The sequence below is a fragment of the Pantoea sp. E2023-21 genome, assembly GCF_051302795.1.
Classification (GTDB): domain Bacteria; phylum Pseudomonadota; class Gammaproteobacteria; order Enterobacterales; family Enterobacteriaceae; genus Pantoea; species Pantoea ludwigii_A.
Genome location: NZ_CP195344.1, coordinates 187,761 through 213,042, shown reverse-complemented (window position 1 = coordinate 213,042; position 25,282 = coordinate 187,761). Strand labels below are relative to the sequence as shown.

The 25,282-nt window shown below is 56.2% G+C and carries 22 protein-coding genes; 11 read left to right on the top strand and 11 right to left on the bottom strand.

What is annotated here, in order from left to right:
• Positions 1-53 precede the first annotated feature (53 nt).
• From ACRQ84_RS01025 to ybbA, 3 genes are all read right to left on the bottom strand, one after another.
• Positions 54-797, bottom strand: coding sequence for a class I SAM-dependent methyltransferase (locus ACRQ84_RS01025; RefSeq protein WP_483816943.1), 744 nt, complete (start codon positions 795-797; stop codon positions 54-56).
• A gap of 83 nt (positions 798-880) precedes the next feature.
• Complete coding sequence (gene ybbP, locus ACRQ84_RS01020; protein WP_483816942.1) at positions 881-3,298, bottom strand: putative ABC transporter permease subunit YbbP; 2,418 nt, start codon at positions 3,296-3,298, stop codon at positions 881-883.
• Positions 3,295-3,981: a putative ABC transporter ATP-binding protein YbbA gene (gene ybbA / locus ACRQ84_RS01015; protein ID WP_064740496.1), complete on the bottom strand. Its 687-nt coding sequence runs from the start codon at positions 3,979-3,981 to the stop codon at positions 3,295-3,297. The genes ybbP and ybbA overlap by 4 nt, the downstream gene beginning before the upstream one ends.
• Between ybbA and tesA the strand changes: the two genes are divergently transcribed.
• The 5 genes from tesA to ACRQ84_RS00990 all read left to right on the top strand — a co-directional run bounded on the left by tesA (position 3,949) and on the right by ACRQ84_RS00990 (position 7,750).
• The gene (tesA, locus tag ACRQ84_RS01010; protein ID WP_483816941.1) at positions 3,949-4,575 is read left to right on the top strand and encodes a multifunctional acyl-CoA thioesterase I/protease I/lysophospholipase L1; all 627 of its coding nucleotides are present in this window, start codon (positions 3,949-3,951) and stop codon (positions 4,573-4,575) included. The two genes, ybbA and tesA, sit on opposite strands and share 33 nt — an antisense overlap.
• A gap of 31 nt (positions 4,576-4,606) precedes the next feature.
• A complete protein-coding gene (locus ACRQ84_RS01005; RefSeq protein ID WP_483816940.1) occupies positions 4,607-5,380 on the top strand; it encodes an SDR family oxidoreductase in 774 nt (257 codons plus the stop codon).
• Between the two features lie 79 nt (positions 5,381-5,459).
• The gene (locus tag ACRQ84_RS01000; RefSeq protein ID WP_064740494.1) at positions 5,460-6,314 is read left to right on the top strand and encodes a co-chaperone YbbN; all 855 of its coding nucleotides are present in this window, start codon (positions 5,460-5,462) and stop codon (positions 6,312-6,314) included.
• A gap of 63 nt (positions 6,315-6,377) precedes the next feature.
• A complete protein-coding gene (locus tag ACRQ84_RS00995) occupies positions 6,378-7,292 on the top strand; it encodes an SPFH domain-containing protein (RefSeq protein ID WP_064740493.1) in 915 nt (304 codons plus the stop codon).
• Positions 7,292-7,750 carry an NfeD family protein gene (locus tag ACRQ84_RS00990; RefSeq protein ID WP_064741191.1) on the top strand — a complete coding sequence of 153 codons (459 nt, stop codon included), beginning with the start codon at positions 7,292-7,294 and terminating at the stop codon, positions 7,748-7,750. Before ACRQ84_RS00995 ends, ACRQ84_RS00990 begins: the two co-directional genes overlap by 1 nt.
• Here ACRQ84_RS00990 and cueR read toward each other — a convergent pair.
• Positions 7,726-8,142, bottom strand: coding sequence for a Cu(I)-responsive transcriptional regulator (gene cueR / locus ACRQ84_RS00985; protein ID WP_064740492.1), 417 nt, complete (start codon positions 8,140-8,142; stop codon positions 7,726-7,728). The genes ACRQ84_RS00990 and cueR overlap by 25 nt on opposite strands.
• A gap of 89 nt (positions 8,143-8,231) precedes the next feature.
• Between cueR and copA the strand changes: the two genes are divergently transcribed.
• From copA to ybaK, 3 genes are all read left to right on the top strand, one after another.
• Complete coding sequence (gene copA / locus ACRQ84_RS00980; protein ID WP_483816939.1) at positions 8,232-10,751, top strand: copper-exporting P-type ATPase CopA; 2,520 nt, start codon at positions 8,232-8,234, stop codon at positions 10,749-10,751.
• 68 nt (positions 10,752-10,819) lie between these two features.
• Positions 10,820-11,620 (top strand): TraB/GumN family protein, encoded by an 801-nt coding sequence (locus ACRQ84_RS00975; RefSeq protein WP_483816938.1) that lies wholly within the window; start codon positions 10,820-10,822, stop codon positions 11,618-11,620.
• Positions 11,621-11,914: 294 nt separating this feature from the next.
• Positions 11,915-12,394: a Cys-tRNA(Pro)/Cys-tRNA(Cys) deacylase YbaK gene (gene ybaK, locus ACRQ84_RS00970; protein ID WP_483816937.1), complete on the top strand. Its 480-nt coding sequence runs from the start codon at positions 11,915-11,917 to the stop codon at positions 12,392-12,394.
• On the opposite strand, the gene ACRQ84_RS00965 is transcribed toward ybaK, so the two are convergent.
• On the bottom strand, positions 12,391-13,260 hold the full coding sequence (locus ACRQ84_RS00965; protein WP_483816936.1) for a LysR family transcriptional regulator: 870 nt from the start codon (positions 13,258-13,260) through the stop codon (positions 12,391-12,393). The two genes, ybaK and ACRQ84_RS00965, sit on opposite strands and share 4 nt — an antisense overlap.
• Before the next feature lie 90 nt (positions 13,261-13,350).
• Between ACRQ84_RS00965 and ACRQ84_RS00960 the strand changes: the two genes are divergently transcribed.
• Positions 13,351-13,782: a multidrug/biocide efflux PACE transporter gene (locus tag ACRQ84_RS00960; RefSeq protein ID WP_483816935.1), complete on the top strand. Its 432-nt coding sequence runs from the start codon at positions 13,351-13,353 to the stop codon at positions 13,780-13,782.
• 404 nt (positions 13,783-14,186) lie between these two features.
• On the opposite strand, the gene ushA is transcribed toward ACRQ84_RS00960, so the two are convergent.
• Complete coding sequence (gene ushA / locus ACRQ84_RS00955) at positions 14,187-15,938, bottom strand: bifunctional UDP-sugar hydrolase/5'-nucleotidase UshA (RefSeq protein ID WP_483816934.1); 1,752 nt, start codon at positions 15,936-15,938, stop codon at positions 14,187-14,189.
• Positions 15,939-16,396: 458 nt separating this feature from the next.
• On the opposite strand from ushA, the gene ybaL reads away from it, so the two are divergent.
• Positions 16,397-18,085: a YbaL family putative K(+) efflux transporter gene (gene ybaL / locus ACRQ84_RS00950; protein ID WP_483816933.1), complete on the top strand. Its 1,689-nt coding sequence runs from the start codon at positions 16,397-16,399 to the stop codon at positions 18,083-18,085.
• Positions 18,086-18,166: 81 nt separating this feature from the next.
• Here the strand turns inward: ybaL and ACRQ84_RS00945 are convergent, their stop codons facing one another.
• The 4 genes from ACRQ84_RS00945 to ACRQ84_RS00930 form a co-directional block, all read right to left on the bottom strand.
• Positions 18,167-19,468: an inosine/guanosine kinase gene (locus ACRQ84_RS00945; protein WP_483816932.1), complete on the bottom strand. Its 1,302-nt coding sequence runs from the start codon at positions 19,466-19,468 to the stop codon at positions 18,167-18,169.
• Positions 19,469-19,526: 58 nt separating this feature from the next.
• Positions 19,527-20,486, bottom strand: a complete 960-nt coding sequence (hemH, locus tag ACRQ84_RS00940) for a ferrochelatase (RefSeq protein WP_064740483.1) — start codon at positions 20,484-20,486, stop codon at positions 19,527-19,529.
• Between the two features lie 121 nt (positions 20,487-20,607).
• On the bottom strand, positions 20,608-21,252 hold the full coding sequence (gene adk / locus ACRQ84_RS00935) for an adenylate kinase (protein WP_007886892.1): 645 nt from the start codon (positions 21,250-21,252) through the stop codon (positions 20,608-20,610).
• A gap of 151 nt (positions 21,253-21,403) precedes the next feature.
• Positions 21,404-22,222 carry a DUF6024 family protein gene (locus ACRQ84_RS00930; protein ID WP_064740482.1) on the bottom strand — a complete coding sequence of 273 codons (819 nt, stop codon included), beginning with the start codon at positions 22,220-22,222 and terminating at the stop codon, positions 21,404-21,406.
• A 187-nt stretch (positions 22,223-22,409) separates the two neighbouring features.
• Here ACRQ84_RS00930 and ACRQ84_RS00925 point away from each other — a divergent pair, with 187 nt between their 5' ends.
• A complete protein-coding gene (locus tag ACRQ84_RS00925; RefSeq protein ID WP_064740481.1) occupies positions 22,410-23,279 on the top strand; it encodes a LysR substrate-binding domain-containing protein in 870 nt (289 codons plus the stop codon).
• Between the two features lie 55 nt (positions 23,280-23,334).
• Here ACRQ84_RS00925 and htpG read toward each other — a convergent pair whose 3' ends face one another.
• Complete coding sequence (gene htpG / locus ACRQ84_RS00920) at positions 23,335-25,209, bottom strand: molecular chaperone HtpG (RefSeq protein ID WP_483816931.1); 1,875 nt, start codon at positions 25,207-25,209, stop codon at positions 23,335-23,337.
• Positions 25,210-25,282 lie beyond the last annotated feature (73 nt).

The following is a 25,282-nucleotide window of genomic DNA, read 5'->3' as shown; positions in this document are numbered from 1 at the left end:
GCTACAATGTGTGCGCCAGGTAGTTGGGGGTTTCATCTCTTAACTGACGAGCTTTACGCCACCATCTTCATCGCCACATGGCTCCAGCGATTGAGATGCGTAATCTGGAAACCATGCGCCTCAAACAGCGCATTGAGCGACGCTTCCGAATAAATCGTGATGTGCCCATTGCGTGGCGCGATATACCAATCATTCATTCCCAAATGGCTCACTTCATCCGTGGTGCCTGTGCTGAAGAAAAACACCCCGCCCTTTTTCAAAAAGCCTGACACTTCCCCCAGCGTTTTATGCGGATCGGGTGTGTGCTCAAGCACTTCAAAGCTGGTGATAAATTCATATGAGTTAGCTGCAGGATAGTCGCCGGGCACAAACGGATCCCACGCCACCATATCAATCCCCACCTCCTGCATTAAGCGCGCCAGCGTGCCGGTGCCACCGCCGTAATCCAGCATCTTTTTGCCATGAAATTTTTTAAATAAAGCCAAAATCAAATCACGGTTTTTGCCTGGTCGCTCGAACTCATAATTGGGATCAAACTGAGCATAGCCTTCGTTATACACATGCTGCGCATAATCTTCTGGCGTCCAGTCATCAAACGCGTGGGTATACACCAAACCGCAACGTTGGCACTGGTGGTAATAAATCGGCACGCCGGTTAAAGGGAACACGTAGCGACTGGCATTTTGCGCATAACAGGCGGTATTAAAATCGGTGACGCCATACAGCGTGGCTTCGCCCTGGCAAACTTTACAACAGCCGATTTCAACCACGGATTTGACGACAAGTGGAGATGACATTTCTAGCCTTAAATAAGTCTGGTCTGCTTTTGTGAGTCGACACAGCCAGACCAGAACTTAAATTTAAGACAAAATCGTTCTTCCTATCCGGCACTAAAGCTTTTGAACAGCGCCTTCTGTTTCAATAAGCGAATGCCCAGCCAGCCGCCGCACAGCGACAGCAGCAGCGCACCACCGATCGGCAGCGCAATCCACAATGTCCAGTCTGGTTGCCACGGGAAATCGAAGATCTTACGCTGTAAGCCCCACAGCGCCGCTTCTGCCCCCAGAGCCGCGGCAATGCCGGATACCACGCCTAGCAGCGCAAATTCGCACCACAGCGTGCCGCGCAGCAGGCGCTTACTGGCCCCCAATGTGCGATAGACCACCAACTCCTGGCGACGCTGACGCATACCAACCTGAATCTGCGCCAGTAACAGCAGCACACCACAGATCGTCACCAGCACCACCATGACTTCCAGCGCCTGACTCACCTGCGTCAGTACCTGACCGATCTGCCGCATCATGCTGCCGATATCCAACAGGCTCAGCGTTGGGAAGGCGCGATTGAGTTGCGCCAGCAGCGCCGGATTGCTCTCCATGCGGAAGCTGGTCAGCCAGGTTTGTGGCTGTTGATCGAGCGCGCCCGGCGGAAAGATAAAGAAGAAGTTCGGCCGCAGACTTTCCCAATCCACCTTGCGTAAGCTGGTGATTTTGGCGCTGAATTGCTGGGTATCACCGCTGAACGTTAAGCTATCACCGAGCTTCACACCGAGACGATCCGCCAGCTCCACTTCCATAGAGACTTCGCCGGGTTTTGGCGGCCAGTTGCCGGAAATCAACGGATTGTGATCCGGACGCTCTGCCTGCCACGTCAGATTGAGCTCCCGGTTCAGCGCGTTATCCAGCGTCGGATCGGCCTCTTTGCCGTTGAGCTCGGTCAGACGCGCGCGCACTATCGGGTAGAACGTTTCCGGCTTGAGCTGATGCCCGGTCAGGAAATTACTGACTTGCGGCACCTGCTCTTGGGTGATGTTCAACAGGAAATAGTTCGGGCTATCCGGCGGTAATTGCTGTTGCCAGCGATCGAGCAGATCGCCGCGCATCACCAGCAGCAACGCCAGCAGCATGAATGACAGCGAAAATGCCGCCAGCTGGCTGAGCGTCATCGCCGGTTGCCGCAATAGACGGTTGATCGCCAGGCGCAGTGCCAGATTGCGCACCACCAGCTTACGTAACAGCAGCAGCGTGCCCCAGCCCAACAAGGCCAGCAGCAGCGCCAACATCACCACACCCGCCAGCAGCGCCCAGAGCATTTTGCTGCCGCCCATCAGCAGCGCCAGCAACCCCATCACCACCAGCGCCATCGCGGGCAGATAGAATCGCAGCGGCCAGACGTTCGCTACCGCATCCCGGCGCAATACGCGCAGCGGTTGCGTCGCCATCAGCAGGCGATACGGACGTAAACCCACCAGCAGCGAAATCACAAACATCGCGCCAATCGCCCACAGCCACGGCCAGAAACTCGCCGCAGGCAGCGCACCCGGCAGCACCGGTTTCAGCATCAGCAGCAGAATCACTTCAATCCCCTGCCCTAACGCGCTGCCCACTACCGCCGCCAGCAGCAGCACCGCCAGCCACTGGCCGATGATCAGCCGCTGCAGCGCCTTACGCGTTGCGCCCAGCGTTTTCAGCACCGCCACCAAGTCGTAGCGGCTGCGGCAGTAATGGCTCATCGCCACCGCCACCGCGGCAATCGCCAGCATCAGCGTCAGCAAAGCCGAAAGCAGCAAAAATTGCTGCGCACGCTGCATTGAGCGGCCCAGCGCATCTTCCGAGTTATCGACGCTGATCCAACGCTGATCGGCTTTCAGCTGCGGCTCGATCCAGCTGTCATAGCGCGCCAGCGGTGCCGGCTCGCCGGAGAATTTATAGCGCCAGCTCAGGCGACTGCCGGGCTGCACCGCGCCGGTTTTCTCCACGTCAGCCAGATTCATCAGCAGACGCGGCGCGGTCTGGAACGGATTGAAGCCGCCATCCGGCTCCTGAATCACTTCACCAGCAATGCGCAGCGTGGTATCACCGACATCCACGCTATCGCCCACTTTCAGATTCAGCAGCGCCAGCAAACGTGGCGCGGCCAGCACCGTGCCTGCTTGTGGGCGTAAGCCTGGCGGATTGGTTTGCAGCGTACCGAACATCGGATAGGCATCATCCACGGCTTTTACGTCCGCCAGCTGCGGCGTCTCTTGTGCGAAGGTCATGGTCATAAAGTGCAGTTGGCTGCTGACCGACAGACCTTCATCACGCGCTTTATTTAGCCACGCGTCTGGCGCAGGCGACGTGGTACGCAACGTGCGATCTCCGGCCATAAAGTCGCGACTCTGCTGGCTTAAGCCTTTTTCCATGCGATCGCTGATCGATCCCAGCGCCAGCACGCAGGCCACCGCCAGCGTCAGTGCCAGCCAGACAATCAGCAGCGAGGGCGAACGCCACTCGCGCCAGAACCAACGCCAAATCATGACTCCTCCCACAACTTGCCATTGCGCAGCCGTAAGCGACGATCGCAGCGCGCCGCCAGTTGTTCATCGTGCGTCACCAGAATCAGCGTGGTGGCAAAATCGCGATTAAGGGAGAACAGCAGATCGGCGATGCGATCGCCGGTTTTGCGATCGAGATTGCCGGTGGGTTCGTCGGCAAACAGCAGGCCGGGACGGCCGCTAAAGGCACGCGCCAGCGCCACACGCTGCTGCTCGCCGCCAGAGAGTTGCGCAGGCAGATGGTGCAGACGATCTTTCAGGCCTAGCACCGTCAGCAGCTCCACCGCCTGGCCGCGACTTTCGCGATCGCTGTCGCCACGTAATAGCGCCGGCAGCTGCACGTTTTCCAGCGCATTCAACGTCGGCACCAGCATAAAAGATTGAAATACAAAGCCGACTTCGCGCGCGCGCAGCGCCGCACGCTGCTCCTCGTTCATGCTGTGCAGCGGCTGGCCGAGCAGATGCACTTCGCCGCTGCTGCCATCGTCCAGTCCGGCCAGAATGCCCAGCAGCGTAGATTTGCCGGAGCCCGACTCACCAATCAAGGCAATGGTCTCCGCTGGTTTGACAACCAGCTCAACTCCGGTAAGGATGGTCAGCTGATGCTCTCCCTGACCGACGGACTTAGTAAGATGATGAACTGCAACAATGTTTTCCGCTGGCATTATCCCTTCCTGTTGTTATTGCTTCTGCTGGTGTCGCGACTCGCCGCCGCCGATACCTTGCTGGTGTTGGGCGACAGCCTGAGCGCCGGGTATCGCATGTCGGCTACGGCGGCGTGGCCAAGTTTGCTGAATAAAGAGTGGCAACAGCAGCCCAAAGTCGTCAACGCCAGCATCAGCGGAGATACCGCAGGGCAAGGGCTGGCGCGTTTACCGAGCCTATTAAAACAGCATCAGCCCCGCTGGGTGTTAATCGAATTGGGCGGTAACGATGGCCTGCGCGGTTTCCCACCGCAGAATATCGCCGAGGATTTGACCAAAGTGATCGACGAAGTGAAAGCCGCTAAGGCGCAGCCGCTGCTGATGCAGATTCGTCTACCGGCCAATTATGGACGTCGTTATACGGAGGCATTTAGCGCCATCTATCCGCGCCTGGCACAGCAGTACGACATTCCTCTGGTGCCCTTCTTTATGGAGCAGGTCTATCTGAAGCCGGAGTGGATGCAGCAGGATGGAATTCACCCCAATCCGGATGCGCAGCCGTTTATCGCTAGCCTGATGGCGACCGAACTGGCTCCGCTAGTAAAGCATGATTAATGCAGGCGTGTGATTTTTAACGGGTAAAGAAATGCAAAAAACGATTCTCATCACCGGCTGCTCCAGCGGCATTGGTTTAGTCGCCGCTAACGATCTTTTGTCACGCGGCTATCGCGTGCTGGCCGCCTGCCGTCGTGCGGATGATGTGGCGCGTATGGAAGCGCTGGGCTTTATTGGCGTGCAGCTGGATCTGGATGATGCTGCCAGCGTCGATGCCGCCGCCGATCGCGTGCTGAAACTGACCAATCATCGCCTGCACGCATTATTTAACAACGGCGGTTTTGGTCAATATGGGCCGCTCAGCAGCGTCTCACGTCAGCAGTTAGAGAAGCAGTTTTCCACCAACCTGTTTGGTACCCATCAACTGACCATGCGCCTGCTGCCCGCACTGCAAGCCAGCGGCAACGGACGCATTGTGAATACCAGCTCGGTGCTGGGCCTGATCTCCACGCCGGGTCGCGGCGCGTATGCCGCCAGCAAATGGGCACTGGAAGCCTGGAGCGATGCGCTGCGTCTCGAAGTGCGCGATTCCGGTGTGCGCGTCAGCCTGATTGAACCGGGCCCCATCAGCTCCCGTTTCACCGATAATGTGCATCAGGGCGAGCAGGATAAACCGGTGCGCAATCCCGGCATCGCCGCGCGCTTTACTCTGCCGCCGGAAGCCATTCTGCCGAAACTGCGCCACGCGTTAGAGAGTAAACATCCGCGCCTGCGTTATCCGGTGACACTGGTAGCCTGGGCGATGAGCCTGCTAAAACGCCTGCTGCCAGGTTGGATACTGGATCGCATTTTGCGCAGCAACTAAGCTGCAACACAGAATCAAACTTGAACCGGGGCAGCTTGCCCCCATATCCTCAACACACTTTCTGACAAGAGACGTATTCATGTCACACGCTTTGATTATCGACATCAACGAATCCAACCTGCAGCAGACCTTAGAACAGTCGATGCAGTTGCCGGTGCTGTTTTATTTCTGGTCCGAACGCAGTCAGCATTGTCAGGAATTGACGCCCGTGCTGGAGCGCCTGACGCAGGAGTATGCCGGTCAGTTTATTTTGGCGAAGCTGGATTGCGATAAAGAGCAGATGGTGGCATCGCAGTTTGGCCTGCGCTCAATTCCGACGGTTTATCTGTTCCAGAACGGTCAGCCGGTTGATGGCTTCCAGGGACCGCAGCCGGAAGAGGCAATCCGCGCCCTGCTGCAAAAGGTCTTGCCGCGTGAAGAAGAAGTAAAAGCGCAGCAAGCTATGCAATTGATGCACGAAGGCAAACCGCTCGATGCGCTGCCGCTCTTGAAAGACGCCTGGCAGCTTAGCAACAAAAACAGCGAAATTGGTTTCCTGCTGGCAGAAGTGCTGATCACCCTGAACCGCAGCGACGAAGCGGAAACCGTGCTGGATGCGGTGCCGTTGCAGGATCAGGACACGCGCTATCAGAGCCTGATTTCACAAATCGACCTGTTAAAGCAGGCCGCTGATACACCCGAAATCCAGCTGTTGCAAGAGCAGCTGGCCAGCGATCCGACCAATGCTGAGTTGGCTGCTAAACTGTCGTTACAGCTGCATCAGGTTGGCCGCAACGAAGAAGCACTGGAGTTGTTGTTCAGCTTCCTGAAAAGCGATCTCAGCGTCGGTGACGGCCAGGTGCGTAAAATGTTCCAGGAAATTTTGGCCGCACTCGGCACCGGCGACGCCCTCGCTACCCGCTATCGCCGCCAGCTTTACTCGCTGCTGTACTGATCGGTACCGCGCGTTAAACGGGCCGAACGACTCGGCCCGACAATCTGACAGCCTGGAGGTTATATGTTAACGGTAATTCCCGTCCTGATTGTGCTCGCACTCGTTACCGTGTGGGCTGGCGTAAAAATTGTTCCACAGGGCTATCAGTGGACCGTAGAGCGCTTTGGCCGCTACACCAAAACCCTGGCGCCCGGCCTTAACCTTCTTGTGCCTTTCATGGATCGTGTTGGTCGCAAAATCAATATGATGGAACAGGTGCTAGATATTCCCTCGCAGGAAATCATTTCCAAAGACAACGCCAACGTCACCATTGATGCGGTGTGCTTTATTCAGGTTGTCGATCCGGCGCGTGCCGCCTATGAAGTCAGCAACCTTGAGCTCTCGATCCTGAATCTGACAATGACCAATATCCGTACCGTGCTCGGTAGCATGGAGCTGGATGAGATGCTGTCGCAGCGCGATAACATCAACACCCGTCTGCTGCACATCGTCGATGAAGCCACCAATCCGTGGGGCGTGAAAATCACCCGTATTGAAATCCGTGACGTGCGTCCGCCGCAGGAACTGATTGCGGCAATGAACGCGCAGATGAAAGCAGAACGTACCAAACGCGCCGATATTCTCGCCGCCGAAGGCGTGCGTCAGGCTGCAATATTGCGTGCCGAAGGTGACAAGCAGTCCCAGATTTTAAAAGCAGAAGGTGAGAGAACCTCCGCCTTCCTGCAGGCCGAAGCGCGCGAACGTCAGGCTGAAGCGGAAGCCACGGCGACGCGCATGGTATCCGAAGCGATAGCCGCCGGTGATATTCAGGCGGTGAACTACTTTGTGGCACAGAAATATACCGATGCGCTGCAAAAAATCGGCGAGGCCAACAACAGCAAAGTGGTGATGATGCCGCTGGATGCCAGCAGCCTGCTCGGTTCGATCGCCGGTATCAGTGAATTGCTGAAGGAGAGCCGTACGGAGCGCAGACCATGATCCTGATGGAGCTGATTGCGCATCCACACTGGTTCTGGCTGACGTTGGGCGGCCTGCTGCTGGCCGCCGAAATGCTCGGTACCAGCGGTTATCTGCTGTGGAGTGGCCTGGCGGCGGTAGCCGTCGCGCTGATTGAGTGGCTCTATCCTATCTCATGGACCAGCCAGGGAATGGTGTTTGCGGTGATGACGCTGCTTAGCGCGTTCTTCTGGTATCGCTGGATGCGCTATCGCGAAGCGTCGCAGGAAGCCAATACGCTTAATCAACGCGGTAGCCAGTTAATGGGTATGCAACTGACGCTGGATAACGGGTTGAAAAATGGGCTCGGTCACGTGCGCATCGGCGACAGCAGTTGGCGCGTGCAGGCAGATAGCGATTTACCGGCCGGCACGCCAGTGATTGTGACTGGCGTGGTCGGTATTACGCTGATGATTCAGCCGCGCTTTCCCTCAGCGTGATGGCAGCAGCCTGCCAGGTGATTGATGATCGGGCACTCCGCACTGTCATCGCCAGGACACGCTTCCGCCAGCGCTAGCAAGCGCGCGCGCATCGCATGCAACTCTTCAATGTGCGCGGCAATCTCATCGGCTTTCTGCAAGGTGCGCGCTTTAACATCGGCGCTGTGGCGCGCGGGATCATTGAATAGCGTGACCAGTTCGCGACACTCTTCCAGCGTAAACCCCACCTGACGCGCCTGACGTAACAGATTCAGTTCATCAATATGATGCGCCGCATAATGGCGATAGCCATTGTCACTGCGCGACGGCGGCGTCACCACGCCCTTCTCTTCATAAAAGCGAATCGCTTTGCTGGTGAGTCCGGTTTTTTTTGCCACATCGCTGATGTTCATCTTTCCCCCTTGACCTTCCATTCAGGGGAAGGTTTAGGCTCTATATCTAATGCAAATTTTGCATGCAGTCAAAACATGAGGAGTACACCATGTCACACACCCAACTGCTGGCGCTGGACGGCTTGACCTGCGGCCACTGTGTTAAACGCGTAAAAGAAGCGCTGGAGCAGCGTAGCGATGTCGAACAAGCCGAAGTCACGCAGCAGGAAGCGCGTGTCACCGGCGCGGCGAGCGCCAGTGATCTGATTACTTCGGTTGAACAAGCCGGATATCACGCGGTGTTGAAAGACGGCGCAGCCAGCCCAAAGCCTGATCCGTTGACAGCTACAGAGCCGCCGCCGGAGGCGCTGACAACGGAGTCGCAACCGGCAACATCTATTGAAGACAGTCTGCCCGTGCATCATTTACTGATTGGCGGCATGAGCTGCGCCAGTTGCGTAAGTCGTGTGGAACAGGCGCTGCAAAAAGTGCCGGGCGTTAGCCAGGCACGCGTCAATCTTGGTGAGCGCAGCGCGCTGATATTGGGTGATGCCACAGCCGAGGCGCTGGTTAGTGCCGTCGATCAGGCCGGCTATTCCGCTGAAGTGATCGATGATGAACAAATCCGGCGCGAACGCCAGCAGGTCAGCGCCCAGCAGGCTATGCGCCGCTTTAGCTGGCAATCGACGCTGGCATTACTGCTCGGCGTGCCGATGATGATTTGGGGCATGCTCGGCGACAACATGATGCTGAGCGCAGATAACCAAACGCTGTGGCGCACGTTGGGCGTGATCACCTTGCTGGTGATGGCGATAACCGGTGGTCACTTCTATCGCAGCGCGTGGCGCAGTTTGCGTCATGGCACCGCCACTATGGATACGCTGGTGGCGCTGGGAACCGGCGCGGCGTGGCTCTACTCGATGAGCGTCACGCTTTGGCCCGAATTCTTTCCGCATCAGGCGCGTCATCTCTATTTCGAAGCCAGCGTAATGATCATTGGCCTGATCAATCTCGGCCACGCGCTGGAACAGCGCGCACGCCAACGCGCCTCTAAGGCGCTGGAACGATTACTGGATTTAACCCCGGCGCAGGCGCGAGTTATCAGCGATCGGGGTGAAACGCTGCTGCCGCTCAGCCAGGTTGAGCCAGGCATGACGCTTAAACTGGTGACCGGCGATCGCGTGCCAGTAGACGGCGAAGTCGCCAGCGGCGAAGCCTGGCTGGATGAAGCGATGCTAACCGGAGAAGCAGTACCACAAGCCAAACAGCCGGGCGATAACCTCTTTGCCGGTACGCTGGTGCAAGATGGCACGCTGCACTTTGTGGCGCGCGCCACCGGCAGCCACACTACACTGGCACGCATTATCAATCTGGTGCGTCAGGCACAAAGCAGCAAGCCAGATATTGGCCGGCTGGCGGATCGCATCTCCGCCGTGTTTGTGCCGGTGGTGGTGGCGATTGCGCTGCTGAGCGGCCTGATTTGGTATCTATTTGGTCCACAGCCGCAACTGGCGTATACGCTGGTGATTGTTACCACAGTACTGATTATCGCCTGCCCTTGCGCGCTGGGCTTAGCCACACCGATGTCGGTGATTGCGGGCGTTGGGCGCGCAGCCGAGCTGGGCGTGCTGGTGCGTGACGCCGATGCACTTCAACGCGCCAGCGAAATCGATACCATTGTGTTCGATAAAACCGGCACCCTGACACGCGGCACGCCGCAGGTGAGCGATGTGATGCTTTACAGCGACTGGAATCGCGAGCAGGTTCTTAGCGCGGCGGCGCAGATGGAGCAAGGATCCAGCCATCCGCTCGCCACAGCCATTCTTGACGCCGCACCCGCGGTCAATGCCGAAGCGGTTAAGCAATTTCGTACAATACGCGGCAAAGGCATCAGCGCTACAGTTGCCGACAGGCCGTTACTGTTAGGTAATCAGGCGCTACTGGACGAACAGCAGATTGATTACCGCGCCGCGCAGGCCGATATCGAGCGCTTCGCCGCACAAGGCGCAACTCCGGTGCTGCTGGCCAATGAGCATCAGCTGCTGGGATTGATTGCGCTGCGAGACAGCTTGCGCCCTGAGAGCAAAGCGGCGCTGCAGCGTCTGCATCAGCAGGGGTATCGCCTGATTATGCTGACCGGCGATCACCAGAAAACCGCACAGGCAATTGCCGCTGAAGCCGGAATGGATGAAGTGATTGCCGGTGTGCTGCCGGATGGCAAAGCGCAGGCGATTACCCAGTTGCAGCAGCAAGGCCGCAAAGTGATGATGGTGGGTGATGGCATCAATGATGCGCCCGCGCTGGCGCAGGCGGATGTCGGTATTGCGATGGGTGGCGGCAGCGATGTGGCAGTTGAAACCGCCGCGATGACGCTGATGCGTAACGATTTGCACTGCGTCGCCGATGCGCTGTCAATATCCAGCGCCACGCTGCGTAATATGCGGCAAAACCTGTTGGGCGCTTTTATTTATAACAGCCTGGGCATTCCGATTGCTGCGGGCGTGCTCTATCCGTTTACCGGCATGCTGCTGAGCCCGATTGTCGCGGGCGCGGCGATGGCGTTGTCATCCATCACCGTGGTGAGCAACGCTAATCGTTTATTGCGCTTTAAGCCCGCGCAACGGCAATAGCCATTACAGCCCTGTTTTTCATTGGATGAAATCGCTAGCATGGTTTTTTGCCTTAAAAAGGACAGGGAATGAGACACGGTCTGTGGCACAGCATCCAACAACGGATCGCGACCCTTTTTCCGGCCAGTTACAGCTGGCCGGCCATGGATATCACGCTGGGCGATCGTCGCCTGCATCTGGCGGGTAGCATTCATATGGGCACGCGCGACATGCAGCCACTGCCCGCTGGACTCCTGCGCCAGCTGAATAAAGCCGACGCGCTGATTGTGGAAGCCGATATCACCCAAGGCGCATCGCCGTTCAGCAATGACGATGAGCATCCACCGCTGGCAACGCGGCTCGACGACAAGGTTCTGCAACGCCTGCAAGCGCTGTGCGATGAGCTGTCGCTGTCATTGAGCCTGTTCGATACGCTGCCATTCTGGCAAGTCGCGCTGATGCTGCAGGCGCAGCAGGCGCAGCGGCTGGGATTGCGTCCGCAGTTTGGTATTGATTATCAACTGTTGCAGGCCGCCAAAGCAGCGAACAAACGCATTATCGAGCTTGAAGGTCCGGAGACACAGATCGCCCTGCTGAAATCGCTGCCGCAGGATGGTTTGCCGCTGTTACTGGATACGCTGGAACACTGGCATACCAATGCACGACTGCTGCAAACCATGATCAGCTGGTGGCTGGATGCACCGCCAACTCAGCAACCGGTCGCGCTGCCGACCACCTTCAGCAGCGAGCTGAACGATACGCTGATGCGCAATCGCAACCAGCACTGGCGAGAGTTGCTGCTGGCATTACCCAAAGGGCGTTATGTGGTCGCGGTGGGCGCGCTGCATCTGTACGGCGATGATAATTTGCCCGGGTTGCTGAAAGAATAATATTTGCACTTTCCCGTAGCGGCGCAATTTATTGCGCATTGCCAGCGCGAGCGTGCGGCAAAAACGCGCGATAAATCGCGCCGCGACGGATATATGCGGTTAATAAATGGCGTAAATAGCAGAAAAAAAGAAGGCCAATAATAATATTGGCCCGTCAAAGAGGAATTTGTTTATGATTTTGGTTATCACCAACAATCTCTTGCTGGCGCGGGCCAATTCTCGCGCAAAGTTCAGAATTTCGCCACTGTTTTTCCATCAAAACTGAAATAAGAATTTTCCTAACAAGGACCGATCATGACGCCCGCGGTAAAACTTCTGGAAAAACATAACGTCACCTTTACCCTGCATCCGTACGATCACGATAGCCATGAAACCCATTTTGGTGACGAAGCCGTGCGTAAACTGAATCTGGATGCGCGTCAGGTGTTCAAAACCTTGCTGGTGTCGCTCAACGGTGATGCCAAAGCGCTGGCTGTAGCGGTCACGCCAGTCTCAACCCAGCTGGATCTTAAAAAGGTCGCTAAGGAGCTGGGCGCGAAGAAGGCGGATATGGCCGATCCCCAACTGGCACAGCGCGTGACCGGTTATCTAATCGGGGGAATTAGTCCGCTGGGACAGAAAAAACGTCTGCCAACCGTGATCGATCAACAAGCGGCGGAGTTCGCGACTCTCTTTATCTCCGGCGGCAAACGTGGACTGGATCTCGAACTCTCTGCACAAGATTTGTCTCGCCTGCTGGATGCGCCACTGGTCGATATCGCGCGGCGCGATTAATCAGGCTGCTGAGCGCAGAGTTGATCGATCATCCAGCGCCCGGCCGGTCCTGGTGGATTCCGCCGCGACCACACTACATCTACCGCAATGCGCTGCGGCCAGCCCGGCACCGGCAACTCCTTTAGCACCTGATGGCCAAACTGCTCCACCAGCCAGCGCGGCAACACGCTCCAGCCAAAACCTTGCTCCGCCATCTCCAATAACAATAAATAGGACGGTGCTGACCACACGCGCCCTGCGGGCAAGGGTTCCCGGTTTTGCACCCAGGTATTAAGCCGTAAATGTCGCAGCTCACCTAACTGCCCTTCACTCACCTGCTGAAGCTGTGACAGCGCATGATCCTGATGAAGATAGATCGCCATCTGCGCCCCCACTTGCAAACGCGCCACCGCCAAATCCGGCGGCAGTTGCGGCTGCGCCCGCACCACACCAAGATGCACGCGTCCAGCTTGTAACAAATCTAATGCATCAGCATCCTCGGCGATCATGCACTCGAATTCGATATCCGGATAACGTGCCTCAAACCGGTTAAGCAGATTTTCATGGTGATCGGCCTGCCAGAAATCAGAGATCGCCAGGCTAAGGCGCGGTTCGACGCCCTGCGACAAGCGCACTGCCAGCTCATCGAGCCGCTGGCTGGCGGCCAGAATCTGCTGCACCTGCGCAAACGCGCGCTGGCCATGCTCGGTCAGCACCGGATTGCGCCCGCTGCGATCAAACAGCGTAAAACCCAAATCATCTTCCAGATTAGCGACGGCCTGGCTAACGGTGGATTGGCTTTTCGCCAGCGCGCGCGCCGCGGCCGAAAAGGATCCGCTGGCCACGGTTTGCACAAACGCCTCAAGGGATTCTGGGGAGTATTTCATAGTGAACCATCGCTTTTATCGATAGGTAATCATTTTATCTTAGCATTACACAGTGCGAAAATACGTGTCATACCCATTAAGGAGATTTATATGCGTACCCGTTCGCTGAAAGAACGTTTTTGTCATGCCGCAGGCTTTGAAGGATTGGCCCTTATCACGGTTGCGCCGCTGGCAGCATGGATCATGGAGAAACCGCTGTTTCAGATGGGCGCGCTAGCGATTATGCTGTCGACCGTCGCCATGCTGTGGAACATGATCTATAACACGGGTTTTGATCGCATCTGGCCGCCGCAGGTAAAACGCGGATTCGGTCTGCGCGCCATGCATGCGCTGGGCTTTGAAGGGGGCTTTATCCTGATTGGCTTACCGATTGCCGCCTGGATGCTGAATATTTCGTTACTGGAGGCGTTTGTGCTGGAAGTGGCATTCTTCCTGTTCTTCCTGCCCTACACCATGGTTTACAACTGGCTGTGGGATAAGTTGCGCCACCGCTGGGTGACGCAGAAATCGTGTCAGGCGTGATGAGGAAATGGAAAGAGGTCGCCATGAATGGCGACCCTACAGGCGTTACAGCGATAGTGATTAAGAACCAGGCATTGATGCTGCAGCGTGGGTGTTGAGGCGACATCCCAGCCCGCTGAACGAGTGAAGGATTCCAGGGCGAGCCGCATGGATGCGGCGAGAGGCGGCGCTGAGCAGGAGCGAATCGCCGCCGGTCCGTCAGGAATCGTGAGCGAGTGAAGGCACCGCGTAGCGGCGGGCTGGGCTGGCGCAGGGCCGGGGAGTGAAGAGGGCGTGGCCAGGCGTCCTCTGCTCGGTCGCCGCACGGCATAGCTGCAACTGCCCCAGCCGAGGGCGAACGAAAGTCGCTGGGCGCTTAAATGAGCAGCATTACGCCATCAATGGCGACCCTACGTACGCTGAGTTCAATGCTGCGCAGCGCGCGGCCAAATCCACGCCAGAATCATCTGCGGATAGCTTGGCTTATGTTGTTTCTCCAGCGCTTTATTGCGCTGCTCAATCTGCGCTTCCGTCAGATGTACAATGCCCATTGGTTCATAATCACTCACCTTCAATGGCGAATGCTGGCTGACATAGTCTCGCAGCACATCCGCATCGCGCAGACCGCTATTGCTGAAACCGGCATGAGTTTCGATGTTCGGATAGCCGTCGCCACCGCTGGCGTTAAAGCTGTTGGTTGCCATGCGGTAAGTTTTATCTTTTTGCAGCGGCTCACCGTTAATCTTTACCTCACTAACGCCTTTTCCATCCGCCACCAAACTAATATGGGTGAACTGCGCGAAGCCGCCTGAATCCGCTTTGATATTGGCGACCGTCGCCAGATAACTCAGCAATTCATTGCCAGTCAGCGTGACCGATACCACCTGATTACCGAACGGCTGCACCTGCAGTAAATCGCGCCAGCTGAGATTGCCCTGCGCCAGCGAAGTGCGAATGCCGCCGCCGCTCATCACCGCAAAGTCCGCTTTGGTCGCCGCCATCTGCGCGCGTAAAATCAGTTGCCCAAGATTGGTTTGCTCAAAACGTACCTTGTCGCGCTCACCAACAAACACGCCGTCGCTGCTGCCGACTTTTACATCCAGCTTCTTGCCTGCACGCAATTGGTAAGGCGTTAACAGTTTCATCATCGCGCTGTTTTTCGGGATCTCTTCCTGCCAGGTAAGCCAGGATTCGCTGCCATCAAGATTCTTCACTTTGTGTTTCAGGTTGACCGGGATCAGCTGGTAATTCTCCAGCGTCAGCTCGCCATTACGGAAGGTGAAGTCGCCGCGTCCAACAAATTTGCCCCACTCTTTCGCCTGCATGATCCACACGCCATTTTGACGATCCGGCTGGCAAGGCTGACCCGGCTGATAATCTTTAACGCTGACGTTCTCTTTCTCCATGCACACCGCATCCTGCGAATGGCCGCCAATGATCACATTGAGGGTACCCGGCGGCAGGCTGCGCGCCAGTTCAACGTCGCCCGGCGCATTGCTGCCGTGCTGGCCGTCGTCGTAATGCCCCATGTGAGTTAACGCAATGATAACGTCAGGCTTTTCGCTGGCGCGTAATTCCGCCACCGCTTTCTCGGTTTCTTTCACCGGATCGCGAATATCTATCGTCGCAATATTTTCTGGATTGGAGATGCGCAGCGTGTCGGTAGTGGTCAAACCGATTACCGCGATCTTCAGTCCCATGCGATTAAAGGTCGCCCACGGCTTAAATAAACGCGTGTCGGTTCCCTTTTGATAGATGTTGGCTGACAGGAAAGGAAATTTGGCCCACTTCTGCTGCCTGAGCAGTACGCTAAGCGGTTTATCGAATTCATGGTTGCCCAGCGCCATGGCGTCATAGCCCACCAGATTCATGCCGCGAATATCGGGTTCGGCATCCAGCATATCTGACTCTGGCACACCGGTGTTCACATCGCCGGCGGAGAGGATTAATGCACCGCCACCTTTGGCCTGAACATCATAGCGCTGCTGATCCATCAGCGTTTTCTGCGCCGCCAGGCCATATTCGCCCTGTGCGTTAGGCCAGTAGCGACCATGATGATCGTTGGTATGCAGAATACTGAAACGATAACTGCGATCTGTTTGCCACGCCTGCGCCAGCATCGGCAGCAGTAACATTATCAGCGCCAACCAGCGCCCTTTTCGCGGTGATAAAAACAAAGCCGATCTCCTTATTCTGCATTTTTCCACTGAGCGGTGGACTTGATGTGCTTAATCGCCCCTCTGTGTCGCACAGATGGCCCATTAACTCAAGATGAATGACACATTGTAAGGTTCAGTGTGCCATCTTCCGCTGACAATGGCGGGAATTTGATCTGGCCTCCACCGGCCAAATCTCAGCCTGGTTGCCTGTTATCCGCTTTTCGGCTGCTTTACCCGCGATTACCCCTTCTCCTGAGCCTGTTTCGCTGGGAAACTATTTTTCCCTCCGGCCCTTCATTCTGCGTATTTCCAGCCGATATAGTGAGATAACTGAGGAAAATACAGCTTCAGCTGCATTTTGGTCTCATTTTTTCAATTTACTGGTCTTTTACCGCTCAAATGTTTAAACGCGGTCAGTCATTGTGCATTACACTAGGTTGTTACAAGCGGATACATTTGCACACAAGGAGACAGGCATGCATCACACCACACCGTTGATCACTACCATTGTCGGGGGACTGGTCCTCGCATTTCTCCTTGGTATGCTGGCAAATCGCCTGCGCATCTCACCGCTGGTCGGTTATCTATTGGCTGGCGTATTGGCCGGCCCTTTTACACCAGGCTTTGTCGCGGATACCAACCTTGCGCCAGAACTGGCTGAACTCGGCGTGATTCTGCTGATGTTTGGCGTGGGTTTGCACTTCTCGCTAAAGGATTTGATGTCAGTAAAGTCGATTGCCATTCCTGGCGCCATCGCGCAAATCGCCGTGGCAACGCTGCTGGGAATGGGGCTTTCCTGGACAATGGGCTGGTCGTGGATGACCGGTCTGGTATTTGGTTTGTGTCTTTCTACCGCCAGTACAGTGGTGCTGCTGCGCGCACTGGAAGAGCGTCAGCTGATTGATAGCCAGCGCGGGCAAATCGCCATTGGCTGGTTGATCGTAGAAGATTTGGTGATGGTGCTGACGCTGGTACTGCTGCCGGCCATTGCTGGCATGCTGGAACAAGGTAACGCCAGCCCAACGCTGCTGTTGTGGGATCTGCTGTTGACCATCGGCAAAGTTGTCGCCTTTATGGTGCTGATGATGGTAGTAGGCCGTCGCGTGGTACCGTGGATTTTGGCCAAAAGCGCCGCCACCGGTTCGCGTGAACTGTTTACCCTTGCGGTATTAGCACTGGCGCTCGGCATCGCCTTTGGCGCGGTCGAATTCTTTGATGTCTCCTTCGCGCTTGGTGCCTTCTTCGCCGGCATGGTGCTCAATGAATCTGAACTCAGCCACCGCGCGGCGCACGATACCTTGCCGCTGCGTGATGCCTTCGCCGTGCTGTTCTTTGTCTCCGTCGGTATGCTGTTTGACCCCATGATCCTGATTGAACAGCCGCTGGCAGTGCTAGGCGCGCTGGCGATCATCGTGCTGGGTAAATCGATCGCGGCCTGGCTGCTGGTGACGCTGCTTGGCCATTCGCGTCGTACCGCGATGACCATTTCGGTGAGCCTCGCGCAGATTGGTGAGTTCGCCTTTATTCTGGCCGGTCTCGGCATCTCACTCGGCATGCTGAGTGATGAAGGCCGCAATCTGGTACTGGCGGCGGCGATTCTCTCCATCATGCTGAACCCGATTCTGTTTAGCGTGCTGGAGCGTTATCTCGACAAAACCGAGACCATCGAAGAGCAGACGCTGGAAGAAGCTATCGAAGAAGAGAAGCAGATTCCGGTGGATATTTGCAATCATGCGGTGCTGGTCGGTTATGGCCGCGTAGGTAGCCTGCTGGGGCAAAAACTGATGGAAGCGGATGTGCCGCTGGTGGTGGTTGAGAACTCCCGCCCGCGCGTTGAAGCGCTCCGTGAACAAGGCATCAAAGCAGTGCTGGGTAATGCAGCGCGCGTGGATACCATGGATTTAGCACGCCTCGACTGCGCCCGCTGGCTGCTGCTGACCATTCCAAATGGCTACGAAGCCGGCGAAGTGGTGACTGCGGCGCGCGAGAAGCGTCCAGATATTGAGATTATCGCGCGTGCGCATTATGACGATGAAGTGACTTACATTATGGAGCGCGGTGCCAATCGTGTGGTAATGGGCGAACGTGAAATCGCCAACAGCATGTTGCACGTGCTGGAAGAAGAGATTGCACAGAACCCGATTGTGCGTGAGTGCCCGATTTAAATTTGTTTAGTTCCTGGTCAGGTCGCCATAAATGGCGACCCTAAGATGTAAGGTGCGCATTAATGCGCACCGATGCCATCATCAACGATCCCAGTACGACTCTTCTAAACTGTCTTCCCGCTCTGGCAGGCCGCGTGTCAGACGCGGTGAATGCTGGTTCAACACCTGATAACTCACCCGGTTGGCGTATTTACACACTTGTGCCAATGACGAGTACGTCAGGTATTCACGGCCGTGTTTACTGGAGTTAGGGACCTTTTGACGATGGAAGTTGTTGGCGGTGATGTCGTGCAGCAGCGCCGCTAGCGCGCCATCGCCTGCGCCGTTGGTGTTCATGATCTTTTCCGGTCCGCCCATATAAGGCGCGATATGCGAGAAAATGCGCAGCGGCTGCTGGCAATCTTTGTGACGCATCGCGCGGCTAAATTCATATTGGTTGAATTCAGCCAACGCGCCCGGTAGCAGTGGATGGTTGGTTTTGCGCTTGTACTCTTCTTCGGTGAAACCGGCCATGTACAATCCGGTTGGCCCGGCGGTACACAGCACCAAATCCACCCAATCCAGCGCCATATTGGACGCCAGCAGCGGATCCTGTTCACCGGTCAACGCAAACGCTTCTTCTTCGTTCATCGCCACAATCGAGACGTGGTCGCGCAGGAAATCACGCCAGAACTGCGGGTTATCCTGAATCACATATTTAGTGCCAAGCGTCAGCACCACCGGCACGTTGTGCTTCTTCGCATATTCGATGGCACGCAAGGTGGCTTCCGGCATCGGCTCGCCCGGCTGGCAGCGTACCAGATAGGAGGTCAGTACTAACGCCGACGCGCCCGCAATCACCTCTTCCGGAATATTGTTAGCCTGCAGCTGATTCATCAAGCCGGGACTGATGGCGAAAGTACGTTCGCCCTGCTCGCCAATCAGCGTAAAGCAGCGGCCAATCGCACCATCAACGCCCTGCAGGAAGTTAAGATCCATGCGGCTGGAGGTGTTGCACAGATAGCGATAGGCGTAGCCGCCAATCTGGATATTGTTGCACATCACGCCCAGCAGTACCGAGCGGTCATCCGCCAGCACCGAGTAGTTATGCAAGGTATTTCCGATGGTGCCACCGGCAAATTGATGACTGATGAGCTCTTCGCGCATCAGTTCATTGTAGAGCGCCTCGGCTGTAGCATCGTCGATCACCAGCGAGTGACCGGCGCTTAAGCCGTAACGCTGCAGAAAGTCATCATCGACTTTGGCTTCGATATCGACCAGCGTCTGATCGATACCCACCACCCAACTGCCCTCTTCCTGCTCTTGCTGCGTAGCCTGCAGCAGCGGATCGCGTGCGTTGACGGGGAAATAGTGTTTGGATTTGCGTTTGCCGGGAAATTTCATCGAGAGTGCCGTCAGGGAAAATCAGGCAGAGAATGATATCACACTCTCTGCCACACCCTTAACGGCGCGCGTTGACCAGCTGCACCATCATTTCAATGTGCTCAGCATCGTCGTTGAGCGCCGGGATGTACTCGAACTTTTCGCCGCCAGCATGCAGGAAGATCTCGCAGTTCTCTCCGCTAATCTCCTCCAGCGTTTCGAGGCAATCCGCGGCAAAGCCGGGGCTCATCACCTGCACGTGCTTAATCCCTTTAGCCGGCAAACTCTTCATGGTTTCGTCGGTGTACGGCGTGAGCCACGGCTCGCGACCAAAGCGCGACTGGAAGGTCATCATGATCTTATGCGGCGCAATGCCTAACGCAGCGCTCAGCGCATCTGTGGTGTCTTTGCAGCGCAGCGGATAATCATCGCCTTCATTGGCGAAACGCTGCGGAATGCCGTGGAAAGACAGCACCAGCAGATCCGGTTCACCATGCTGCGCAAACGAGCGTTCAACCGACGCTTTCAGGGCGGCGATGTAGGCCGGATGCTCAGCGTAATCGCGAATAAAAGCCACTTCGGGCAGCGAACGCAGCGGCTTGAAGCTGGTAGCGAGTCCATCCCACACGGCAGCCACCGTTGAGCAGGAGAACTGTGGATAGAGCGGCAGCACAATAAGTTTGGTGACGCCCTGCGCCAGTAAGCGCTGCAGCGCGCTGTCGAGGCTTGGCGTTCCGTAGCTCATTCCCAGTTCAACCGGCATATCCAGCCGCTGCGCCAATGCTTCACGCTGACGCTTGCTAAACACCATCAGCGGCGAGCCTTCATCCATCCAAACGGAAGCATACAGTTTCGAAACGCGTGGTGAGCGGAATGGCACGATGATGAAATTGAGAATCGGCCACCACAACCAGCGCGGTGTATCAACCACGCGCGGATCGCCGAGGAATTGTTTCAGATAGCGTTTAACCGCCGGTGTTGTCGGTGCGTCTGGTGTGCCTAAATTAACCAGCAGAACCCCGGGCTTTTCTTGCCTCATTGTATTTCCTTGATGTCGAAACGAATGGGTCGAATGCAAAATCAGGGGGAAATTGTAGCGGAAAATGTGGGAGGGGAAAGCAATTGCTGCAAAAGGGCCGGACAACCGGCCCCAGAACGCATTAACCGAGGATAGTGGCCAATTGCGTGCTCACTTCAGCGACAGGGCGTGTGCCGTCGATTTTGTGATATTCGGTGTTACCGTCTTGCGCTTCTTTGCCGTAGTAAGCAATCAGCGGCGCGGTCAACTGATGGTATTCCACCAGACGCTTACGCACGGTCTCTTCCTGGTCATCTTTACGCGTGGTCAGCTCTTCGCCGGTCAGGTCATCTTTACCTGCCACTTTCGGTGGATTGTAGGTGACGTGATAAACGCGGCCAGATGGCGTATGGACACGACGACCGACAATACGATCCACAATCAGCTCGTCCGGTACGGCAAACTCCAGCACATAGTCAACCTTGATGCCCGCTTCTTTCATAGCGTCAGCCTGCGGGATAGTGCGTGGGAAGCCATCGAGCAGGAAACCGTTTTTGCAGTCTTCCTGCGCGATACGCTCTTTAACCAGCGCAATCACCAGCTCGTCAGTCACCAGTTTACCGGCATCCATGATCGCTTTTGCCTGTTGGCCCAGTTCCGTGCCCGCTTTTACTGCCGCACGTAACATGTCACCCGTGGAGATCTGCGGAATACCGTATTTCTCCATGATGAATTGAGCCTGAGTGCCTTTACCTGCGCCCGGAGCTCCGAGCAGAATAATACGCATTGCGTAATTCCCCTTGCGAATCGCATTGTTCAATCTGAGAAGGCGAAGAACATACCATTATGGCCCGCACACCACAAGGAAACGGGCGCGCTCGCCATGAAAGGTCTACTTTGACCTGCTTTGACAGTAAATACCAGCAGAGTGCCCGTTTTTAGGAATCACGGCTAAGCATCAGCACGTCTTTCAGACGTTTTTTTAGTGCGGGCGTCACGTTCTGGTATTTGTTGACCCCGCCGCGCACGTTGGCGCGCAGGCGTAAACGCGCCTGATCGGGCAGAACCTGCATATCCTGGGGCAGTTGATGCGCATTCAGTCCATTCGGCAGAGGAAAAAGGGCAAACGGCAAACCGGGTTGTTGAATGGAGTGCAGTATTATTGGCGAGTCGAGCGCGATACTTTCTACTGTGGCGATGTTGAAGGGACGCCATGCGCTATCCTCCATCATCGCCAGCGCCTGTTCTGGTCCCGCGCCCAGCGCTAATCCCTGCTCAAACAGTCGCAATTCACTGCGCACCAGCGTACTGAAATCTGCGGTGCGCAGGGCGATCAACACCAGATCACTACATAACGCGGCATGACGATCAAGCCGTGCCACAAAAAGCCGCGCATCGCTCACCAGACGTTTATGCAATTGGGTGGCAAACGACTCCGATGCATCAGTCACGCCCTGGCTCTGGCATTCGCTCAGCGTCTTAACGCGGCCTTGCTGCATATCGACATGATCCACCAGGGCAATGTTACCCGCCGTCATCGGCAAAGCAGGTAGCACGTTGAGTTCGCTCACCGGATGATGTGAGGCGTAACGCGTGTGATTGCGCGCCTGCTCCTGACGCAGAAATAACTGGGAGAGCAGTACCCGAGCGATGTGCAATGAAGGCGCAAAGAAGAGATCGTAATTTTCAAGCCGGTAATGACGGGAAAGCAAGCCGCGAAGCTTATCGCGCGCCGCAGTAGCCAGTTGTGGAGCCATCGCGTGATATTTCTCTTGTTATTGTGCTGTGTGGGAGGTGAAGCGTGGCAATGAGGTTCGGCACACGACACAGAGAGGCTGAGCCGTCAACCCGCCAGAATCAGGGGGAAAGGTTAGGCCAATGCGGCTGGACATTAAAATGATATAAACTGACAATCCCTGTTAGGTTTTTACACAGGGGACGAGTATGACCGCGCTTCCATCGTTACGGGCACTGCACTATTTCCATCAGGCGGCACTGTATAGCAGTTTTAGCGTTGCGGCCGAGCGTCTGCATGTGACCCACAGCGCCATCAGCCATCAGGTTCGGCAGCTGGAAAGCTGGATGGGAAAGCCACTGTTTGTGCGCACCAATGGACGCGTCAAATTAACCTCACACGGTGAACGTCTGCTGGTGAGTTGTCAGAAAGCCTTTAGCGAACTCTCCACCACCTGCGAAAGCATTCGTACCGGCATGCGCCATCATCTCAGCGTCTCCTGCGCGCCCAGCTTTCTTGCTCAATGGCTGATTCCGCGCATCGCCAGCTTTTATCAGCGCTACCCCGATATTGAAGTGCAGTTTCAGCCGCTGGTGGAGATCGACCAACTGCGCAGCGAGCACACTGACGTGCTGATCCTCAGCGCTGAGCAATCACCGGATGATGACATCGATGTCACGTTAATTAGCGATGATTATATCGGCCCGCTGTGCGCGCCGCAGTTTGCGGCACGTTTTCAAAGCGAGCAGGATCTCGCCTCATTGCCTTTACTGCATGCTGATACGCGGCTGCATGCGTGGGCTGAATGGGCGAAAACCAGCGATGCGCGTGGCAATTTCTGGATCGGCAAGCATTTCGACAATTTGACGTTAGGGATTCAGGCGGCGAGAAATGGTTTGGGTGTCATTATGGCGCCGCGCTTGTTGGTGCGTCAGGAGTTGAATGACGGGACGTTGATAGCGCCGCTGGGCTTTGTGCGTGTCGATCGCGCCACCCTGATGATGACCAAAATTTCGCGTCAACATGATGCCGAGATTACGTTGTTTCGCGACTGGTTGCGGGATCAGGCGCAGATATAAAAGCAGATAAAAAAAAAGGTCGCCATGAATGGCGACCCTTCGAGTTTGGTGCGGTTTATGCCGTCAGCAGCTGGTTCATGCGACGGATAAACTGGTTCGGATCGTCGAGCGTACCGCGCTCGGCCAGCAACGCCTGATCAAGCAGCAGCTCCACCCATTCGGCAAAGTGCGTTTCATCCTGCGTATCGGCCACGCGTTTCACCAGCGTATGATCCGGGTTGATTTCGAAGATGTACTTCACCTCCGGCACGTCCTGACCGGCCGCAGCAAACAATTTCGCCATCTGCGTAGTCATTTCGTTGGCATCGGTGGTAACGATCGCTGGCGTGTCGGTGAGACGATGCGTCAGACGCACCTCTTTGACGCGCTCGCCCAGCAGGGATTTCACGCGCTCAACGAACGGCTCCAGCGCTTTCTCCGCTTCTTTCTGCTCGTCGGTCTCTTCGTCGGCCAGTTTGCTCAGCGAATCATCCGCTTTGCTCACTGACTGGAAGGTTTTGCCGTCGAACTCGGTGAGGTAGCTCATCATCCATTCGTCGATGCGATCGGAGAGCAGCAGCACCTCGATGCCTTTCTTGCGGAACAGTTCCAGATGCGGGCTGCTCTTCGCGGCGGCATAGCTGTCGGCGGTGATGTAGTAAATCTTGTCCTGACCTTCCACCATACGGCTCAGGTAATCATCGAGCGAAATGGTCTGCTCGGCGCCTTCACTCTGCGTGGTGGCAAAGCGCAGCAGTTTGGCAATCGCCTGCTGGTTGGCGTTGTCTTCGGCTGGGCCTTCTTTCAGCACCAGGCCGAACTCTTTCCAGAACTGCTGATATTTCTCTGCATCGTCTTTCGCCAGTTTTTCCAGCATCTGCAGGCTGCGCTTGGTCAGTGCGGCACGCAGGCTTTGAGTAACACGGCTGTCCTGCAGGATTTCACGCGACACATTCAGCGGCAGGTCGTTGGAATCAATCAGGCCACGCACGAAGCGCAGATAGTTCGGCATAAACTGCTCGGCGTCGTCCATGATGAACACGCGTTGCACGTAGAGTTTCAGACCGTGCTTGCTGTCGCGGTTCCACATGTCGAACGGCGCACGCGCCGGAATGTACAGCAGGCTGGTGTACTCCTGCTTGCCTTCCACGCGGTTGTGGCTCCAGATCGCCGGATCGCTAAAATCATGGGCGATATGTTTGTAGAACTCGTTATATTCGTCGTCGCTGATCTCAGACTTGTTGCGGGTCCACAGCGCCTGGGCTTTGTTGATCTTTTCCCAGCTGCTTTCACCGCTCTCTTCGTCTTTGGTTTCAATCTCAACCGGCAGCGCGATGTGATCGGAGTACTTACTGATCACGTTACGCACACGCCACGCATCGAGGAAATCGTCTTCGCCTTCACGGAAGTGCAGCGTGATTTCGGTACCGCGATCGGCCTTCTCAATCTCCGCCAGCGTGTACTCGCCTTCACCGGCTGATTCCCAGAACACCGCTTCATCGGCTTTGGCGCCGGCAGCGCGGGTGCGCACGGTGACTTTATCCGCCACGATGAAAGCGGAGTAGAAGCCAACGCCGAACTGGCCGATCAGCTGGCTGTCTTTTGCCTGGTCGGAACCCATGGATTCGAGGAAAGATTTGGTGCCGGACTTGGCGATGGTGCCGAGGTTCTCAATCACCTCATCACGACGCATACCGATGCCGTTGTCGCTGAGGGTCAGCGTGCGGTTTTCCGGGTTGACCGAGATGCGTACACGCAGGTCGCCGTCGCCTTCGTACAGATCGGGCGTCGACAGCGCGCGGAAGCGCAGTTTGTCGGCGGCATCTGAAGCGTTGGAAATCAGCTCGCGCAGGAAAATCTCTTTATTTGAATAGAGTGAATGGATCATCAGGTGCAGAAGTTGTTTTACCTCTGACTGGAAGCCACGCGTCTCTTGTCCTTTCATGGTCATTGCTACCTCAACTGAATCGGGGTTGTTGATGATACGTTGAGAGAGAAATGGGGATGAAGCAGAGGATTTCAAG

Bases quoted from the DNA above. Each gene is read 5' to 3' on its own strand.
- ACRQ84_RS01025 (WP_483816943.1), bottom strand. From the start codon at position 797: ATGTCATCTCCACTTGTCGTCAAATCCGTGGTTGAAATCGGCTGTTGT.
- ACRQ84_RS01005 (WP_483816940.1), top strand. From the start codon at position 4,607: ATGCAAAAAACGATTCTCATCACCGGCTGCTCCAGCGGCATTGGTTTA.
- ACRQ84_RS00930 (WP_064740482.1), bottom strand. From the start codon at position 22,222: ATGGCTCCACAACTGGCTACTGCGGCGCGCGATAAGCTTCGCGGCTTG.
- ACRQ84_RS00995 (WP_064740493.1), top strand. From the start codon at position 6,378: ATGTTAACGGTAATTCCCGTCCTGATTGTGCTCGCACTCGTTACCGTG.
- tesA (WP_483816941.1), top strand. From the start codon at position 3,949: ATGATGAACTGCAACAATGTTTTCCGCTGGCATTATCCCTTCCTGTTG.
- ACRQ84_RS00925 (WP_064740481.1), top strand. From the start codon at position 22,410: ATGACCGCGCTTCCATCGTTACGGGCACTGCACTATTTCCATCAGGCG.
- adk (WP_007886892.1), bottom strand. From the start codon at position 21,252: ATGCGTATTATTCTGCTCGGAGCTCCGGGCGCAGGTAAAGGCACTCAG.
- htpG (WP_483816931.1), bottom strand. From the start codon at position 25,209: ATGACCATGAAAGGACAAGAGACGCGTGGCTTCCAGTCAGAGGTAAAA.
- copA (WP_483816939.1), top strand. From the start codon at position 8,232: ATGTCACACACCCAACTGCTGGCGCTGGACGGCTTGACCTGCGGCCAC.
- hemH (WP_064740483.1), bottom strand. From the start codon at position 20,486: ATGAGGCAAGAAAAGCCCGGGGTTCTGCTGGTTAATTTAGGCACACCA.
- ybbA (WP_064740496.1), bottom strand. From the start codon at position 3,981: ATGCCAGCGGAAAACATTGTTGCAGTTCATCATCTTACTAAGTCCGTC.
- ACRQ84_RS01000 (WP_064740494.1), top strand. From the start codon at position 5,460: ATGTCACACGCTTTGATTATCGACATCAACGAATCCAACCTGCAGCAG.
- ybbP (WP_483816942.1), bottom strand. From the start codon at position 3,298: ATGATTTGGCGTTGGTTCTGGCGCGAGTGGCGTTCGCCCTCGCTGCTG.
- ACRQ84_RS00960 (WP_483816935.1), top strand. From the start codon at position 13,351: ATGCGTACCCGTTCGCTGAAAGAACGTTTTTGTCATGCCGCAGGCTTT.
- ACRQ84_RS00945 (WP_483816932.1), bottom strand. From the start codon at position 19,468: ATGAAATTTCCCGGCAAACGCAAATCCAAACACTATTTCCCCGTCAAC.
- ACRQ84_RS00965 (WP_483816936.1), bottom strand. From the start codon at position 13,260: ATGAAATACTCCCCAGAATCCCTTGAGGCGTTTGTGCAAACCGTGGCC.
- cueR (WP_064740492.1), bottom strand. From the start codon at position 8,142: ATGAACATCAGCGATGTGGCAAAAAAAACCGGACTCACCAGCAAAGCG.
- ybaK (WP_483816937.1), top strand. From the start codon at position 11,915: ATGACGCCCGCGGTAAAACTTCTGGAAAAACATAACGTCACCTTTACC.
- ybaL (WP_483816933.1), top strand. From the start codon at position 16,397: ATGCATCACACCACACCGTTGATCACTACCATTGTCGGGGGACTGGTC.
- ACRQ84_RS00975 (WP_483816938.1), top strand. From the start codon at position 10,820: ATGAGACACGGTCTGTGGCACAGCATCCAACAACGGATCGCGACCCTT.